This is a genomic window from Psychrobacter sp. I-STPA6b (genome assembly GCF_020662265.1).
Taxonomy (GTDB): domain Bacteria; phylum Pseudomonadota; class Gammaproteobacteria; order Pseudomonadales; family Moraxellaceae; genus Psychrobacter.
Genome location: NZ_VEWM01000063.1, coordinates 71,994 through 90,347, shown reverse-complemented (window position 1 = coordinate 90,347; position 18,354 = coordinate 71,994). Strand labels below are relative to the sequence as shown.

11 protein-coding genes are annotated in these 18,354 nt (G+C 44.1%); all 11 read left to right on the top strand.

What is annotated here, in order from left to right:
* Positions 1 to 276 precede the first annotated feature (276 nt).
* The 11 genes from FHK88_RS05675 to FHK88_RS05625 all read left to right on the top strand — a co-directional run bounded on the left by FHK88_RS05675 (position 277) and on the right by FHK88_RS05625 (position 18,280).
* A complete protein-coding gene (locus FHK88_RS05675; protein ID WP_227429777.1) occupies positions 277 to 1,968 on the top strand; it encodes a xanthine dehydrogenase small subunit in 1,692 nt (563 codons plus the stop codon).
* On the top strand, positions 1,965 to 4,553 hold the full coding sequence (gene xdhB / locus FHK88_RS05670; RefSeq protein WP_227429776.1) for a xanthine dehydrogenase molybdopterin binding subunit: 2,589 nt from the start codon (positions 1,965 to 1,967) through the stop codon (positions 4,551 to 4,553). The genes FHK88_RS05675 and xdhB overlap by 4 nt, the downstream gene beginning before the upstream one ends.
* Entirely contained in the window at positions 4,553 to 5,482 is a 930-nt protein-coding gene (locus FHK88_RS05665) for an XdhC family protein (RefSeq protein ID WP_227429775.1), read from the top strand. Before xdhB ends, FHK88_RS05665 begins: the two co-directional genes overlap by 1 nt.
* Positions 5,483 to 5,537: 55 nt before the next feature.
* Positions 5,538 to 6,719 carry an acyl-CoA dehydrogenase gene (locus FHK88_RS05660; RefSeq protein WP_227429774.1) on the top strand — a complete coding sequence of 394 codons (1,182 nt, stop codon included), beginning with the start codon at positions 5,538 to 5,540 and terminating at the stop codon, positions 6,717 to 6,719.
* Between the two features lie 302 nt (positions 6,720 to 7,021).
* Positions 7,022 to 8,818: an SWIM zinc finger family protein gene (locus FHK88_RS05655; protein ID WP_227429773.1), complete on the top strand. Its 1,797-nt coding sequence runs from the start codon at positions 7,022 to 7,024 to the stop codon at positions 8,816 to 8,818.
* Positions 8,812 to 10,389: a DUF5691 domain-containing protein gene (locus FHK88_RS05650; RefSeq protein ID WP_227429772.1), complete on the top strand. Its 1,578-nt coding sequence runs from the start codon at positions 8,812 to 8,814 to the stop codon at positions 10,387 to 10,389. Before FHK88_RS05655 ends, FHK88_RS05650 begins: the two co-directional genes overlap by 7 nt.
* A 53-nt stretch (positions 10,390 to 10,442) precedes the next feature.
* A complete protein-coding gene (locus FHK88_RS05645; protein ID WP_227429771.1) occupies positions 10,443 to 11,522 on the top strand; it encodes an AAA family ATPase in 1,080 nt (359 codons plus the stop codon).
* Positions 11,523 to 11,577: 55 nt separating this feature from the next.
* Positions 11,578 to 14,181, top strand: coding sequence for a DUF5682 family protein (locus tag FHK88_RS05640; RefSeq protein WP_227429770.1), 2,604 nt, complete (start codon positions 11,578 to 11,580; stop codon positions 14,179 to 14,181).
* Positions 14,181 to 15,410: a VWA domain-containing protein gene (locus tag FHK88_RS05635; protein WP_264480622.1), complete on the top strand. Its 1,230-nt coding sequence runs from the start codon at positions 14,181 to 14,183 to the stop codon at positions 15,408 to 15,410. Before FHK88_RS05640 ends, FHK88_RS05635 begins: the two co-directional genes overlap by 1 nt.
* A gap of 327 nt (positions 15,411 to 15,737) precedes the next feature.
* Positions 15,738 to 17,201, top strand: coding sequence for an NAD-dependent succinate-semialdehyde dehydrogenase (locus FHK88_RS05630; RefSeq protein WP_227429769.1), 1,464 nt, complete (start codon positions 15,738 to 15,740; stop codon positions 17,199 to 17,201).
* 8 nt (positions 17,202 to 17,209) lie between these two features.
* Positions 17,210 to 18,280 carry an ornithine cyclodeaminase family protein gene (locus tag FHK88_RS05625; protein WP_227429768.1) on the top strand — a complete coding sequence of 357 codons (1,071 nt, stop codon included), beginning with the start codon at positions 17,210 to 17,212 and terminating at the stop codon, positions 18,278 to 18,280.
* Positions 18,281 to 18,354 lie beyond the last annotated feature (74 nt).

The window sequence follows — 18,354 nt, the reverse complement described above, 5'->3', positions numbered from 1 at the left end:
TTTTTATATGAAAGTAAAAAGTTGCTGTATTCCTCATTCCGCATAGATATTAGCCTAATGGGGTGAAAGTTCAACAAACCCTAGGCTCAAGGAATGAGTGTTTAACATTTAATAGTGTGTGGTGATATTGGAAGCACTATTATTTTCTTTGTTTGCTGTCTTTAAAGTGATTTTGTGTCATATTATCTGTGATGCTTTCAAATTTCTAAGTTTTGTTCTCTTTTGGATAATGACTGACTGTTCTGTTATCCACATCTAAAATAGCTGAGTTTTGCCATGATTACCTTTTTTTTAAATGGTCAGTACCATCAAGTCACTGATTTAAACCCCAATACCACAGTATTAGATTTTTTGCGGTTACACCAAGGCATGACCGATACTAAAGAAGGCTGTGCCAGTGGTGACTGTGGGGCTTGTACAGTGATGGCTCAAGCTCTACCAAATATTCATATCAAAAATGATGCTACTCAAAATGAGCGACAAAATGAGCAACAAGAGGCAGATATAGAGCGTCCATTTTTTACAGTTAATGCTTGTATTACCTTGTTATCGTTATTAGATGGTCATCATTTAATGACGGCATCCTATCTGGCAGATAATCCTTTTAATCATCCTAAAAAAGCACAGTTACACCCAGCCCAACAGGCAATGGTCGAGTGTCATGGCTCACAGTGTGGCTTTTGTACCCCCGGCTTTGTGATGTCGCTTGCCAGTGTTTATGAAAACCATGCCTGTAAAAACAATATCAATAAAAATCATGACGATAAAAATCAACTATCTCGGGATGAGGTGGTAACGTCCATTTCGGGTAATCTGTGTCGTTGTACGGGGTATCGCCCGATTATTGAGGCAGGTTTGCGTATGCAGCAGATTGGTCAGGATAACTCGCAAAACACAGCACCATCTTTGCAACAGCGATTAGCCAATGCAGTGCAGTCAGTGCAAATGGCAGATATGTCTAAGCAAGCTTCTTTACAAGCACAGTCTTATCAAGATGGTGATAATGATAGGGGCGATATTTGTCCAGTATTGAGTCAATCAGGGCATCATTTATTTATGCCACAGTCTTTGGCAGAGCTTGAGTGGTTATTACAGCGTTATCCTGAGGCGACATTATGGGCTGGGGGTACGGATTTGGGCTTGAGTATCACTCAGCATTTGATTGAGCATCAGGTGATTATTCAATTATCAAAATTGGCTGAATTAAAGCAGTATTCGTTAACACAGATAGATAAAGAAGATGCGGACACTCAGCAGATGCTGGTGGTCGGTGCGGGAATGACTTATCAGCAATTATTACCTGTGTTACAGCAATATATTCCTGAGTTTGCCAAATTATTGCCACGCATTGCCTCACCACAGATTCGCAATATGGGAACGATTGGCGGTAATATTGCCAATGCCTCACCCATTGGTGATATGCCACCAGTGCTATTGGCATTAGATGCCAAGATTCATTTGCGCCATTGTGCTACAGAAGAGGGTGCGATAACCACAGAGGTTGAAGATGAAATCATTGCGTTATCTCAGTTCTTTTTAGAGTATAAAAAGACCAGATTGCGCGCGGGCAGTTATATTGTTGCCATTCATATTCCCATTCCCACAGAACATCAGTATTTGTTTATCCATAAAATCAGTAAACGTTATGAAGATGATATTTCTGCCTGTTTGCTGGCGATGCGTATTGATATTGATAAAGAGGGTCATCGTATTGTGGATGCTCGTATTGGCTTGGGGGGTATGGCTGCCATTCCAACATTGGCAAGACAGTGTCAGCAGGCACTTATTGATACACCAATACACCAAGATAGCTTTATTCAGGCGGCATCACTGATTGGAGAGGATGTAACCCCAATGACCGATGTACGTGCCAGCCGTCATTATCGCCTGCATGTGGTCAAAGGCTTATTGCTAAAATGTGGTTTGCAGTTGCAACAAATGATGAATAGTCAGGAGGTGGTACGATGAGCCATGAAACATCTTTATTTGATAATTATCAAATTCGTCGTACACGTCCACCGAAGCAAAAGATAGGCGGCTCGGCAAAGCATGACAGTGCCATCAGTCATGTGATGGGGACGGCTGTTTATGTTGATGATATTAGTAAACCCAATCAGACATTACATTTGGCGGTGGGCAAAAGTCAGCATGCACATGCACGTATTTTAAATATGGACTTGAGTGCGGTAAAGGCATCGGCAGGGGTAGTGGATGTTTTGACCTTTGCTGATTTACCAGCACAAACAGACATTGGTGCAGTATTTGAGGGTGAGCCATTGATGGTAGATGGCTTAACCGAGTATGTGGGACAGACTCTATTTGTGGTGGTGGCAACCAGTCACCGTGCTGCTAAACAAGCGACGTTAAAAGCCATTGTAGAATATGAGCCATTGCCTGCGGTGCTGAGTATTGATGCGGCGTTAAAACAGCAATATTTTGTGCGTCCCAGCCATCATATGCAGCGAGGCGATGCAGCCAAGGCATTACAAGATGCGCCACTGCGTTTGCAAGGGCATATCCATATGCGGGGTCAAGAGCATTTCTACCTTGAGGGTCAGGTGTCCTATGTGGTGCCTTGTGATGATGGGGGCTTGCAAGTTTACACCTCGTCGCAGCACCCCAGTGAGGTGCAGCAACTGGTCGCTGAAGTCACCGATTTACCTTTTCATGCAGTGATGACTGAAGTACGGCGTATGGGTGGCGGTTTTGGTGGTAAAGAGACACAGGCGGCAGCATGGGCGTGTCTGTGTGCCATCGTTGCCAAGCGTCATAATGTGCCAGTGAGTATGCGTCTTGACCGCCAAGATGACATGGTGGTGACGGGTAAACGCCATGAGTTTGCCAATCAGTATGAGGTTGGTATTGATGAGACAGGAAGGGTGTTGGGCGTAGATATGCAACTGGCAGGATTGTGTGGTTATGCCCCTGATTTGTCTGATGCGATTGTCGATAGAGCGATGTTTCATTGTGACAATGGCTACTATTATCCTAATGCACATGTGGTGGGACACCGCTGTAAAACACATACGGTATCTAATACTGCTTATCGTGGCTTTGGTGGACCGCAAGGGTTGATGACCGCTGAATATATGATGGACCACATTGCCTATACGCTCGGGCGTGACCCACTGCAAGTACGCCTTGATAATCTGTATCAAAATGGACAATGTACCCATTATGGTCAGCCGATTGAGCATTTTGATTTGGCAGAATTAATAACCAAGTTACGTGATGATTGTGATTATAACCAGCGTCGCCAAGCCATTATCAAGGACAATCAGCAAGCCCAACAAGACGGAGATTATAAACGTAGAGGTATTGCGCTAACCCCAGTACGTTTTGGTATTTCATTTACCGTACAGACGCTAAACCAAGCTGGTGCTTTGGTGCATATTTATACTGATGGCAGTATTCATCTCAATCATGGCGGTACGGAGATGGGGCAGGGGTTGTTTATTAAGATTGCCCAAATTGTTGCCAATGAGTTTGACGTGGATGTAGAAACGGTGCAAGTCTCTGCTACACGTACCGATAAAGTGCCCAATACTTCACCGACTGCAGCCTCATCGGGTACAGATATTAATGGGAAAGCGGCACAAGATGCGTGTATTAAAATCAAAAAACGTCTATTAGACTTTGCCAGTGAGCATTTCCAAGTTAGCTCAGAAGAGATTGTATTTGAGCGTAATCATGTGCATATTGCTGATAAAGAGGTGCTGAGTTTTGCTCAGTTTGTGCAGTTAGCTTATCAAAACCGTATTAGTTTATCTTCAACAGGTTATTACCGTACACCAAAAATATTTTATGACCGCAATCAAGCGTGGGGACGACCATTTTTCTATTTTGCTCTCGGGGCGGCATGCAGTGAGGTTGAGATTGATACCTTAACAGGGGAATATAAAGTCGTACGCTGTGATATTTTGCATGATGTGGGGCAATCAATTAACCCTGCCATTGATATTGGACAAATTGAAGGGGGATTTGTGCAAGGTATGGGCTGGCTCACCACCGAGGAGTTGATATGGAATGACAAAGGGCAATTGGCATCGAACAGCCCTGCCAATTATAAAATTCCAACCGCCCATGATTTGCCTGAACAGTGGCATGTTGAGTTGTTTGACCGTAAAAATAGTGAGCAGACCATTTATAATTCTAAAGCAGTGGGTGAGCCACCGTTTATGCTTGCCGCCAGTGTGTGGTGTGCCATTAATAATGCCATTGCCAGCCTTGCAGACTATCGCAAAAATCCTGAACTGACCATGCCTGCAACACCCGAAGCGGTGCTTAAAGCGGTGATGGGTATTCAAGACAAAGCATGGGAGAGCGCAGATACCCCAAATCAGAAGCAGGTGCAGCGTATGCAGGTGCAACATAAAGAAGAGGGGGACACCTTAACCATGCCAGAGCAAGTACGCCATGCCAAACAGGTGGATACACCAATGTGTGAGGGTAAGAAGCATGATGATGAAGTAGAGCATATCACGCAGCCAAAAGTCGATGGTACTCGTGCGCCTGCCCATAGTGAAAACTCTAGCAGTGATGATGTGAAATAATGTTAAATAAAGAGTTGCCGTCAAGATGGTATGAAGCGTTAACCTTGTGTCAGCAGCAAGGGCGGGCGCATGTGTTGGCAACCATCGTGGCGGTGAATGGTTCTGCCCCCAGAGAGCTACAAGCGAAAATGGTGATAACTGAAGATGCGTGTAGTGATACGCTCGGTGGGGGCGGGCTAGAGTTTGATGTGATTGCCCATGCGCGTCAGCTTATCAATGGGGAGTTTCCAAGTGCAGAGCCAGAGGATGATAAGACAACTGACGCCCAGATAGCCAAGTCTGGAAAGTCAGGCAAACCCAAAGTAGGGCGACGTAGTGCGGTGCTGACCAAGCATTATCCATTGGGGGCAAAGCTGGGGCAGTGCTGTGGTGGTAGTGTGACAGTGATGTTTGAGTGTTTTTATCAAACACCTGTATTGTCTTTATTGGTATTTGGCGCAGGGCATGTGGCGCAGGCGATGATGACGATATGTGCGCAGTTATCGTGTCAGGTTGACTGGGTGGATGGTCGCCCTGATGTTTTTGATGGCTTACAACTGCCTGCACATATTCGTAGCCATGTCAGTGATGACCCTACTGAGTTTATTGCCACACACGCACAGGGACGTTATGTGATTATCATGACCCATGATCATGCGTTGGACTTTGAGTTGGTACGCCATGCCTTAGATTTTGGTAATAATGATGTTAATACTGATGTTGATACTGATGTTGATACTGATGCTAAAAAATTCGCCATACCTTATATTGGCTGTATTGGCTCAAAAACCAAAGCGGCTCGCTTTCAAGCGCGTTTGCGTCAGCGTGGCTATGATGAGCAAACTATTAATCGCTTGATTATGCCAATAGGGCTTGATATTGGCGGTAAACAGCCAATGGCGGTGGCAGTCTCTATCATGGCGCAGGTTTTGGCGGGTTATAATAAGTAGTTATAGAGTATACTCATATCAATTCAACTGTTATTAAAATAGAAAGGAAGCTGTTATGTCATCTAAAAAACCACAATTTATCTGGAATGACCCGTTTTTATTACAAGAGCAGCTCAGTGATGCTGAGCAAGCAATACAGGCAAAAGCCCATAAATTTTGTCAAACTGAATTGATGCCTCATATTATTACAGCCAATCGTAACGAAGTGTTTGACCGTGATGTGATGTTAGGATTGGGAGAGCAGGGACTTTTGGGGGTAACTTTAGAGGGTTATGGCTGTGCGGGTATGTCGCATGTGGCGTATGGGTTAGTTGCGCGTGAGGTTGAAGCGGTAGATTCGGGTTACCGCTCAGCGATGAGTGTGCAGTCAAGCTTGGTGATGTATCCTATCTGGGCATATGGTACAGAGGCGCAAAAACAAAAATATCTGCCAAAGCTTGTCACAGGTGAGTATATTGGTTGTTTTGGATTGACAGAGCCAGAAGCTGGCTCAGACCCCAATGCCATGCAGTCTAAAGCAAAGTCAGTCGATGGTGGTTATCTATTAACTGGTAAAAAAACATGGATTACCAATAGTCCCATTGCCGATGTGTTTATCATTTGGGCAAAAGATGAGGCGGGTGATATTCGTGGTTTTGTATTGGACAAAGGCATGAAAGGGCTATCTGCACCTAAGATTGAGGGTAAATTTTCACTACGGGCTTCCATTACCGGTGAGATTGTGATGGAAGATGTATTTGTGCCAAGTGATAATGTATTTGCTGATATCAAAGGCTTAAAAGGCCCGTTCGGCTGTCTCAATCAGGCACGTTATGGGATTGCTTGGGGCGCAATGGGTGCAGCTGAGTTTTGTTGGCAAGCTGCCCGACAATATACCTTAGAGCGTAAGCAGTTTAACAAACCACTGGCGGCGACACAGCTTGTACAACTCAAGCTAGCAGATATGCAAACTGAAGTAAGCTTAGGTTTACAAGCTGCATTACGAGTGGGACGTTTGTTGGATAAAGGCATGGCAACACCAGAGATGATTTCATTGATTAAGCGTAATAACAGCGGTAAGGCACTGCATATTGCTCGAGTTGCTCGGGACATGCACGGGGGCAATGGAGTCAGTGATGAATATCATGTGATTCGCCATATGATGAATTTAGAGGCGGTCAACACTTATGAAGGAACACACGATATCCATGCACTAATATTAGGACGGGCACAGACGGGGATACAAGCCTTTATGTGACTCACTACTAGATAAACCCAACGAGTAAAAATGCAGGTAATCATAAGATTATCTGCATTTTTTATTTGAATCCAAGCTTGAACCTAAATTTGAACCTAAATTAGCTAGAAATTTATTAGATAAAAGATATGTAACGCATTGTATTTGTATTGCACGACACTAAATGACGCATTAATTCGTTTTTACTGTATTCATCGCTTGTGTGATAGATAACTGCTCCCTATAATCAAACTTGTCAATCACTTAACCATTTATAAAAAATAAAACACCCACATATTTAATGTGGCTATGGATTGCCAACTATGACCATCACTTTAGAAATTGTTCAAAACCTTGCCCCTGACCAAGCATCACTGAATGCTGCCAAAAAACTACTCAAGCCTGCCAAATGGCCTGTCAAACAGCAAATTGATAGCAAAGAGCTGGCATGGGGGCATTGTCAAGGCTCAGGGGCAAATCCCTATTACACTGTGATAGATACCAGCAATCATGGCTATAAATGCACTTGCCCTTCGCGCAAGTTTCCTTGCAAACACGTATTGGCGTTGATGTGGCAATACGCTGATGATGACAGCAGTTTTGCAGTGGCAGATGTGCCGCAGTGGGTGACAGACTGGCTGGGACGGCGGCGAAATAAATCTACCAGTGTGGGGATAACAACAGAAGATGCAAGCAATACGGATAATACAGATAAAGATACCATTACTAACAAGATAACCGCCAGTATTGCTAAAACTGGTATGGACAATCAAGCATCTGCTGTTGCAAAACAAGACCCAGAAGCGGAGGCTAAAAAACAAACCGCAACTGCTAAAAGAGCAGCAAAACTCAAAGCAGCTACCGATAAAGCCATCAGTGCAGGGCTAAAAGAGTTTGAACAGTGGTTGGCTGACCAATTGCGTACAGGACTCATCAATTTTTTAGACCATGCCACCGAGCGTTGCCGAAACATTAGCGCGCGCTTGGTTGATGCCAAAGCCACCAATTTAGCCGCACGTTTGGACGAGTTACCTGCCAAACTCATGCAAATTCCCAAAGAAAATCAATTGCGAGTGGCGACCAATGAGCTAGGAAAAATTGTCTGTCTAGTAAAAGCATGGCAAGCAAACTGTGATGACAAAGATGTACGCCGCGCCATTAGCAGTGCCGAAAGCCGTGACAGTGTCCTAGAAAATACGGATAGCATCAGTCAGCAAGGCATTTGGCAAGTGGTTGCCGAGCAGGTAGAAAACCGCCGTGATGGTTTAATCAGTCATGCGACATGGTTACGCTACTTAGGTAGTGTGGGTTGTTTGGGTGATTTGGACAATTTAGCTAGTCTAGATACGCTATCAGCAGAGGCATTGCAATCACTTTCTCAAGAGCATAGCCAGCTTACTCAAGCTGCAAACGCCCAAAGCCAGCCCATGCCTATTGTTCCTGTTATTCCTTTTGCTTTGTTGCAAGACTATTATCCTGCGTCCACTGGACGGCGTAGCACCAGTGCCAGTTTGGGCGGTTATTTAATTGCTGATATTCGCTATTATCCAAGTCGTTATCCATTGCGTGCGGTGATTGCATCACAGCAACATGTTGATGAACAGTTAGCCTCGGTCATAAGCACATTAACAGACACTGGCATAAATATTAATAATGGGCAAAACCCTTTTAAATTTTATCCTTATCAGCAAGATAGCCATCTGCCACAATCAGTATTTGAGTTTTATCGAGGTTATCAGCAAGCCCTAGCGGTGATGCCGTGGCTTGAAGCAATGCCGTGTTTATTGCCTTGTGGACATATTCGCCCAATGCTTAGCTCTGTGATAAATCAGTCAACCAGCAAAGGACAAAAAAATCAGCAGAATAGGTTGTGGTGGCAAGCCGATGATGGTTTACAAAATAACGTCATCAATCCCCATGAAAATAGCAAGCCAGCCCAACAGCAATCACTACAATCACCACAATGGCAACTGCCCCTGCGACCCAATCAATCCCAAAATCAGCGCAGTTTGGATTATGTTTTAGCCTGTCCGCTGACACATAGCTTTATTTTATGGGACGGGGTTTATGCCACCTTTGGTAGTGGTTATCATCAACACTGGGGACAACTCTCATGGTAAATACAGTTACTGCCAGCAGCAATATAGCTAATATCAATGCAAACGATATGCAGCAAATAGATAACGAGATTGAGCAGTTATTAACCCGTTGGACTTTGGGTAATGATGCCCCTTTTAGCTTGCAAGACTGCCCAAGTTTGTGGCAGGACACGCTAGCCCAGCAGACACAGCAAGATACACAGTCGCTATCATTAGCAGCACTGGCGATGCTAAGCCAATATCAAGCCTTGATGCAACCTGCCCAAGTCGCCCAGCCATTGGCAATATTACCTGATATGCCCACGCTGGATTATCCAATTTTGCCTGAACGCCTGCAAAAACATGTGCGATATATTTTAGCCGAGCAAGTACATTGTTTTTATCTGTTAACTGCATTATTAGCACAATATGGTTACAGTTTACCCCCTGAGTTGTGGTTGCAATATCAGGCAGCTAGCACACAAGCAAGACAGCAAACGCCTGATTTTTATCGCAGCGTTTATGGTAAGTGGCAATACTGGAATGAACAACGTAAACAGCACTTAGCGCAGGCAAATTTGGGTCAAGTTGATGCTGATGTAGCAGATGCACTCACTGCCAAAACATGGGTAGATTTTGCCCCTGCTCAGCGACTGTTGTTACTAGAGGATTTGCGTCACAGTGATGCTGATGGCTGTCGCGAGTTAATCGCCGAATGTATCGAGCAAGAATCTGCTGATAAACGCCTAAAAATCATTGAAATACTACAAATCAACTTGTCTGACAATGATGTTGAATTTTTGCAAAGCCTTAAGCAAGACCGCTCCAAAAAAGTGGTGCAATTGGCAAATCGACTGTTACAGCGTTTGGGTTATGGTCAAACAGACATGGCTGATGAGGAATTGCGAGAATTGGTCGCCATGCTGAAGGTCACGCCAAAATCGACAATTAAAGACACCCTTACCAAAGCCATAGGCAAAAAACACCTACCTGAGTATCACATTGCCCCCAAAACTTTTAAAAATAGTACCCAGCGTGAACGCTATATCAAGTTATTAGAGCAGTTTGACATTATTAATCTTGCCAACGCCTTATCATTAACCATTGAGCAGGTGATAGAAGGCTTTGATGCTAAAAGTTATGAACATGGGATAGTGTTTGCCAAGCATCTTGCCAATCTGCCAGATAACTATACACCAGCGATTTGTCAGTTTATAGATAACCTTGACGTTGATGAGCAAATGTTATGGCTAAACGAGCAGTTATGGCAGCGTTTGTCTATCGAGCAACAGCAACAATATTTGGTAACTGCCATTAAGACATTATCCAATCATTATCCGCTGTCAATTTTAAACTATGTCCAAGCCCCTTTACCCAAAGAGCTACTAAGCTGGGCGCAATTAAAACGCAGTCATTTTTGGCAAGAGCAAATGAAAGAAGACAGTAATTGTTTTGAGCATCACTGCTTGCTGTTGGGCTTGGTATTACCTGCCTGTGTGGCACAGCCTGCTTTAGATGATTTAGCTGAGCGTACAGAGCGTATGCGCATTGACCCTATATTTAGCAGTTTTTTATTAAATATCGAATTGGCAAAGTTGGCACAAACGACTTAATCAATTAAATAAAACAATCATTACCAACACACCAAAATGGAAATAATACCACCATGAGTAATTTATTAAGACAACCCGTTGAAGTCACCTATCAAGATGAACTAGCCGCCCTAAAAGCTTGTGATGACAAAGCCAAGCCTGTGCAATGGCAACTGTCCCCCCAAGCAGTCGTCACCTATTTAATGGGTGGAAAAACCCGTGATGGTGTAGAGATTAGCAGTAAATATATCGGCAATCGGCGCTTGATAGAAACGGCAGTGGCAACACTGGCAACTGACCGAGCTTTACTGTTACTTGGTGTACCAGGGACGGCAAAATCTTGGGTATCTGAGCATCTAACCGCTGCCATCAGTGGTGACAGCACCCGCATTATCCAATGTACCGCAGGTACAGACGAAAACCAAATTCGCTACGGTTGGAACTATGCGCAGTTACTAGCACATGGTCCAAGCACTGATGCCATCGTGCCAACACCATTGTTTCGAGCGATGCAAGACGGTACATTGTGTCGTCTTGAGGAATTAACTCGTATGGGCTCAGATGTGCAGGATACCCTGATTACAGTATTGTCTGAAAAAATGATGCCCATTGCTGAGCTAAACGATGCCGTCTATGCCAAAGCAGGCTTTAATGTCATTGCTACTGCTAATAATAAAGACAAAGGGGTCAATGAGCTGTCCTCAGCATTAAAACGCCGTTTTAATGTGGTGGTGTTGCCTCTGCCTGATGACATGGACGAGGAAGTGCAAATCGTCAGTCGCCGAGTCAGTGAGATGGGTGATAAATTGGGCTTACCTGTACCTAAAAACACCCTTGAGGAAATCCAAAAAGTGATTACCATTTTTCGCGAGCTGCGTGGCGGGGAAACCTTAGACGGACAAACTGCCCTTAAAGCCCCCACAGGTAATCTGTCTACTGCCGAAGCCATTGCGGTAATGGTGGGTAGTTTAAGCCAAGCCAACTGGTTTAATCAAGGCAAACTCAGTGTCGAAGATGTCAGCAGCAACTTAATTGGTGCCATTGTTAAAGACCCTGTGCAGGATAAATTGGTGCTAGAAGAATATCTGGAAACGGTACTAAAAAAACGCAAAGGCTATCAGCAGTACTATCATGGTTTAAATGAACAGCTTTAAGACGTTAACAAGCATATTAACAACAATAAAAATCACGCATTTATAAGAGTCAGTTATGGCAATACAAACACCAGACATTCATTATTTGGGTATCCGTCATCATGGACCGGGTTCTACCAGTCGCCTGCTTAAAGCCTTAAATGAGCTACAGCCTGATTGTGTACTTATCGAAGGTCCTAGTGATTGTAGTGAATTGTTGCCATTATTGGCAGACAAACAAATGCGTCCGCCGGTGGCATTGTTAGCGTATGCCGCTGATAGCCCAGAGCAGCATTTATATTATCCATTTACTGAGTATTCGCCTGAATATCAAGCCTGTTTATGGGCAGTGAAACAGCAAGCCACCTTAGCATTTATTGACTTACCGATTAACATTCAATTGGCTGCCCGTTTGCAACGGCAACAGCAACTTGAAGAAGCAATGGCAAAGCTTGAAGCAGATGGGCAAAGTGAGGACAGTAAAACGGTAAATGCAGAGTTACTACTAGAAGATGCACAACTAGAAGAAGATCCAGTAGAGCAATCGGCAGATGATAGCGATTTAACCGATGAAACAGACCACAGCAATGGTGCAGATAATACAGACAGTTTAGACAATGTAGACAGCACGGAAGCAATTAATATTAGTGGCAAACGCATCAGTAATGACCCCATTGGTGTATTAGCAAAACTGGCAGGCTATCAAGATGGGGAATCGTGGTGGAACGACTTTATAGAACAAAATCATCATGAATCAGAGGACAGCCAAGCATTATTTGCCAGTATTGCTGAAGTGATGGCGGTACTACGAGCCAGTAGTCAAAATGATAAGCTGATTGTTGAAGGGGTAGATGCTGATGGGGAGGCTGTTGATATAGAATCACGAGATGACATACGTGAAGCCTATATGCGTTTGCAAGTTGCCGACTATAGCAAACAACTTATCAAGCAGACGAACAGTTCTGACAATACTAATAATAAAAATACAAAACCCCCTGTGATTGCGGTAGTTTGCGGTGCATGGCATGTGCCTGCATTGCAAGCAGACAGCACCCAAAAAGCAGATAAGCAGATGCTAAAAGACTTACCCAAAAAGCTGACCGCCAGTAAAGTAAAAACCACTTGGATACCGTGGACATCTGCCCGTCTTAGCAAAGCCTCAGGCTATGGAGCAGGGGTGGCTTCCCCCATGTGGTATCAACATTTATGGGATTATCGTCACCACCCTGACCAGCTTACCTATTGGATACGCCACATTGCCCACAGCCTAAGAGAGCAGGGGCAAATCATCTCTACCGCTTCGGTGATAGAAACAGTGCGTTTAAGCCATAGCCTAGCGAGTGTGCGTGGGCGACCTGCGGTGGGCTTTGAGGAAATCATTGATGCCACGGTTTCGTGTTTGTGCTTTGGTGAGCCACTGACTTGGCAACAAATTGCCACCACAGTATTGCAAGGCAATCGGGTAGGGCAGATTCCTGATAACATGCCGCTTGCACCATTGTTAGAGGATTTACAGCGGCAACAAAAACTCACCAAGCTTAAGCCTGAAGCCTTAGGTGATACCTTAAGCCTTGATTTGCGTAGTGAGTCAGGTAATAAACGCTCGGTGTTACTGCACCGTTTGCAGATTTTAAACGTGTCGTGGGGTACATTGCTTAGCTCGGGCAGTTCTCGAGGAACGTTTCGGGAAAACTGGCAACTGCAATGGCAACCTGAATATGCAGTGCAACTGGTCGAAAATTTAGTTTATGGCAACAGCATTGAGCAAGCCAGTAATAACAAGCTGATTGAAGTGATGGGTGGTGACTTACCACTTGATAAACTTGCCACCCAAGTACAACTTAGCTTAACTGCTCAGCTTGATGATGCTGTGCAGATGGGACTCAAACGCCTAAACCAGCAAGCGGCACATAATAGCGATGCCTTAAGTCTACTTGGGGCGATTGTGCCATTGGTGCAAATCAGCCGTTATGGTACGGCACGTCATATCGACTTTGCACAAGTTGGGCAACTTATCACTCAGCTTGTCACCCAAGCTGCCCTTGCCTTGCCTTATGCTTGTCGCAATCTAAATGAGAACGAAGCCAATCATTTTCGGGAGCGACTCAAAGCCACCCACAGCAGTATATTATTGGCACAGTTATCTGAGGATTTAATGGAGATGTGGTGGCAAGCCTTAGAGCAAATCAGCCACAGCACAGAAACCAGCCCCTTATTATCAGGACTGTCTACCCGCCTGCTGTATCAAGCCGAACAGCTTGAGCGTGATGAATTGCAACGCCGTCTAAAACGAACTTTATCGCCTGCCATTGCCAGTAGTGATGCAGCGGCGTATTTCGATGGCTTTTTTAGCGAAGCGGTGCAACAGCTACAATATGATACTGACTTACTGACCACCCTTGAACAATGGTTAATGTCATTGGCTGATGACGCATTTGTGCAGTATTTGCCATTATTTAAACGGGTGTTTGCCGACCTTGACCGCACTGAGCGTCAGTATTTATTACAAAAAATCTTGGGTAAGCAATATCAAGCCAGTATTTTATATCATAGCCATGTTGACCTACTGCCGTTATGGCAACAGCAACAACAAGCATTGGCTAGCCTACTTATGGGGCAAGCAATCGTAGAGCCAGAATCTGAGCTGATGGAGCAAGACGCAGTAGAGGAACTAAAATAATGACAGCTACCACAACACCAACAAGAAATACGCTAAGTGGTATGGATATAGAGAATAATCCCATTGACCCACAAGAAAAATCACGCCGTTGGCAACTGATATTGGGCAAAGATGACTCGGACGATGCCATTGCCTTATCCAGACAAGACCAACGTCTTGCCGATGCCCTAAACGCCTTATATGACTGTGGTACAAGTGGTGAAGGTCGGCAGGCAGGACTGGGACGCTCAGCCCCAAAAGTGAGTAAATGGCTGGGTGACATTCGCCAGTTTTTCCCAAGCTCGGTGGTGCAAGTGATACAAAAAGATGCCTTTGAGCGGTTGGGACTTAAGCAAATGCTAATGGAGCCTGAGTTTTTAAACGCCATGCAAGCAGACGTGCATCTGGTGGCAGATTTGATTAGCCTACGCTCAGTGATGCCCGAAAAAACCATCAGCACCGCTCGGCAAGTGGTACAAAAAGTGGTCGATGAGTTGATGCGGCGATTAGAAAAACGCACCCAAGAGGCGATACGTGGCTCAATTAACAAAGGCAAACGCACCCATCGCCCCCGTTTCAATGATATTGACTGGCATAAAACCATTCATGCCAATTTGCGCCATTACCAAGCTGATTTTAACACCATTGTCCCTGAAAAGCTGGTTGGCTATCTGCGCCAACAACGTAGGCTTACCGACCTTGATGAAGTGATTTTGTGTGTTGACCAGTCAGGCTCAATGGCAAGCTCGGTGGTGTATAGCTCTATCTTTGCGGCAGTGATGGCAAGTATTCCCAGCATCAAAACCAAGTTGGTTTGTTTTGATACCGCCATCATTGATTTGACCGATGAGCTTGCTGACCCTGTGCAGGTGCTATTTGGCGTACAGCTTGGCGGTGGTACAGACATTAACCAAGCCATTGCTTATTGTGAAAAGAAAATCGAACAACCCAGCAAAACCCATCTGATTTTAATCTCAGACTTATATGAAGGCGGTGATGAAAAACAGCTTGTTGCTCGTGTCAGTCAGCTGATACGTCAAGGGGTGAATGTCATTAGTCTATTGGCATTAAGTGATGATGGCAGACCCAGCTATGATGATAATATGGCACAAAAATTTGCCAATATTGGTTCACCTGTGTTTGCTTGTACCCCCGACCAGTTTCCTGACTTAATGGCAACGGCACTCAAACGTGAGGACGTATTGGCATGGGCAGCCAATCAAGACATTAAAACGGTGCGCGGTGATTAAGAACAACCATATTAATTTAGTGACTATATGTACAAAATCTTATACTTAAAAATAAAAAAATATCTAAGAAGCCAGCAGAGGGATATAGTCTAGTCATTTATTGAATAAAAAATATTTGTGATGCAGGCTAGATATATAAAGACTACAGATTGTTAATTGTAATTTGTGCAAATTGCTCTATAAATAATAAGTAAATTCATGTGGTTATAAATAATTTTAAATAATTTATTTGATTGGTTGATTTTACTTGGGTGCTTGGTTAAGTGTTTAGCATGGCATTGAATAAAGTCTAAATCACAAACAAGATGACTGATAAGGAAAATAAAGATGATTACACTAAAAAATTCTACTTTACTAAAATCTCAGTGTTTGGTTGGTGAAAATGGTAATGGTTGGGTCAGTGCTGATGATGAGCAAAGTATTGAGGTGACCAATCCTTTTAATGGTGAGGTCATTGGTAGTGTGCCTAGTTTATCAAAACAGCAAGTACAGCAAGCCGTTGCCACCGCCCACAAAGTACAGCCAGAATGGGCAGCAAAAACCGCCACTGAGCGTAGTGAGCTATTAATTAAATGGGCAGATTTAATTGATGAAAACAAAGAAGACTTAGCGATTTTGATGACCGCTGAACAAGGCAAGCCATTAACAGAATCTCGGGGTGAGATTGGTTATGGCAATAGTTTTATTCGCTGGTTTGCCGAAGAGGGCAAGCGCATATATGGCGATGTAATCCCCGCCACCAAAGCATCTCAGCGTATCGTGGTTTTAAAACAGCCTGTGGGTGTGTGTGCTGCCATTACCCCTTGGAATTTCCCCTCAGCGATGATTACTCGCAAAGTTGCACCAGCTTTAGCAGCAGGTTGTACCATGATTGTCAGACCTGCCTCAGAAACACCATTGTCTGCACTGGCATTAGGTGAGTTGGCGTTGCAGGCAGGTATTCCCAAAGGCGTGTTGCAAATCGTGACAGGTAAATCGTCCGTGGTGGGTGAGGTGCTAACCCAAGATGGGCGTATCCATAAACTGTCATTTACTGGCTCAACCGAAGTGGGTCGAATTTTGATGGGGCAATGTGCCGATACCATCAAAAAGTTATCGCTGGAGCTGGGTGGTAATGCGCCATTTATTGTCTTTGATGATGCCAATCTTGAAAAGGCGGCTGATGGCTTGATTGCTGCAAAATATCGCAATGCAGGGCAGACTTGTATCTGTGCCAACCGCATCTATGTACAAGAAAGCGTCAAAGATGAATTTTTAAAGATTTATATTAATAAGGTCAAATCGCTCAAGGTTGGTAATGGCATGCAAGAAGGAACAGATATTGGACCTCTTATTAATGAAGATGCACTTAAAAAGGTCAAAGGTCTGTTGCAAGATGCATTAGATAAAGGTGCGTCATTGCTACTGGGTGGTGATGAAAATAAAGCATCCAAACTGACATTTAATCCAACAGTGATTGCTGATATTACTGAGGATATGGATATTGCCAGTGAAGAGATATTTGGTCCAATTACTTCTGTATTTACCTTCACCGAAGAAGAAGAGGTGATTCAAAAAGCCAACGACACCATCTATGGTTTGGCTGCCTATTTCTATTCTGAAGATTTGGCGCGCTCGTGGCGAGTTTGTGAAGGTTTAGAGTATGGCATGGTTGGGCAGAATACAGGGCTAATATCTACTGAGGTTGCACCATTTGGTGGTGTGAAGCAATCAGGCTTTGGTCGAGAAGGCTCTAAATATGGTATCGAAGAATATGTAGTTACCAAATACTGGTGTCAGCAAATAGGTTAAGGAGAGATATGATGCAACTACTAAATAAAGCACTGGTGCAACAACACCTAACCATGACAATGACCATTGATGCCATTGAGCAGTTATTACAGCGTCAATCACAGCACCCCGACTGGGTTAACTGTCCTGAACGCTTGGTGATTCCTACCTTTGCAGGGGTTGATAATAAATCCAGTGGCTCGCATTTATCCATGCCTGCGGTGCTGTATGATGGCGACAAAGAATATACAGCAGTCAAACTGGTCACCATCTGCCCTGATAACCCCAGTCGTGGACTGCCGACCACCACTGCTGTTGTTACCGTATCCGATAATGACACTGGAGAGATTTTGGCATTTATGGACGGTGTCTATATCACGCAAGTGCGTACCGCAGGGCTATCAGGCATTGCCACAAAATATCTGGCTCACCCTGACAGTCAAGTGGTGGCGGTGCTGGGGTGTGGCGGTATGGCATACGAACAGCTTAATGCGGTACTCACCGTCTGCCCAAATATTAAGCAAATCAACCTATGGAATAGAACCGCAAAAGGGGCTGAAACCTTTAAACAACAGTTTATACAAAACTATCTTAACCCCCACTACTCAGAGCGAAAAATCGACATACAGGTCTTTGACAGTAGTGAAACAGGTAAAAATAAAGCCATCGCCAATGCCGATATCATCAATTTGGCAACCCGCTCTGAACAGGGCTTGTTTAGGTGTGACGCCATTTTGCCACATGTACATATCAATGCGGTGGGGGCTTATTTACCAACCATGAAAGAGGTTAGTAATGAAGTGATTGAGGCTTGCTCGCAGATATTTGTTGATGATTTGGACGGCTGTCCGCATGAGGCAGGCGACTTAATCCAAGCTCATGATGATAAGGATTGCTCATGGCATTGGGATAATTTAACAGGGGATTTATCAGCGTTGGTTTTGGGTAACCAACACAAGCCCAACAATCAAGATAATGATACAAACAAAGGCATTACTCTATTTAAATCAGTAGGGGCAGGACGATTTGACGCAGTGGTGGCTATTAAAGTGGCTCAACTGGCACAACAGCAAAACATTGGGCAAAACATTGAATTTTAAGACTCATTAAAATTCATTATTTACCAAGTTGCTGACGATGGCTATTTGCCAAGCAAATAAAAATAAGATAATAA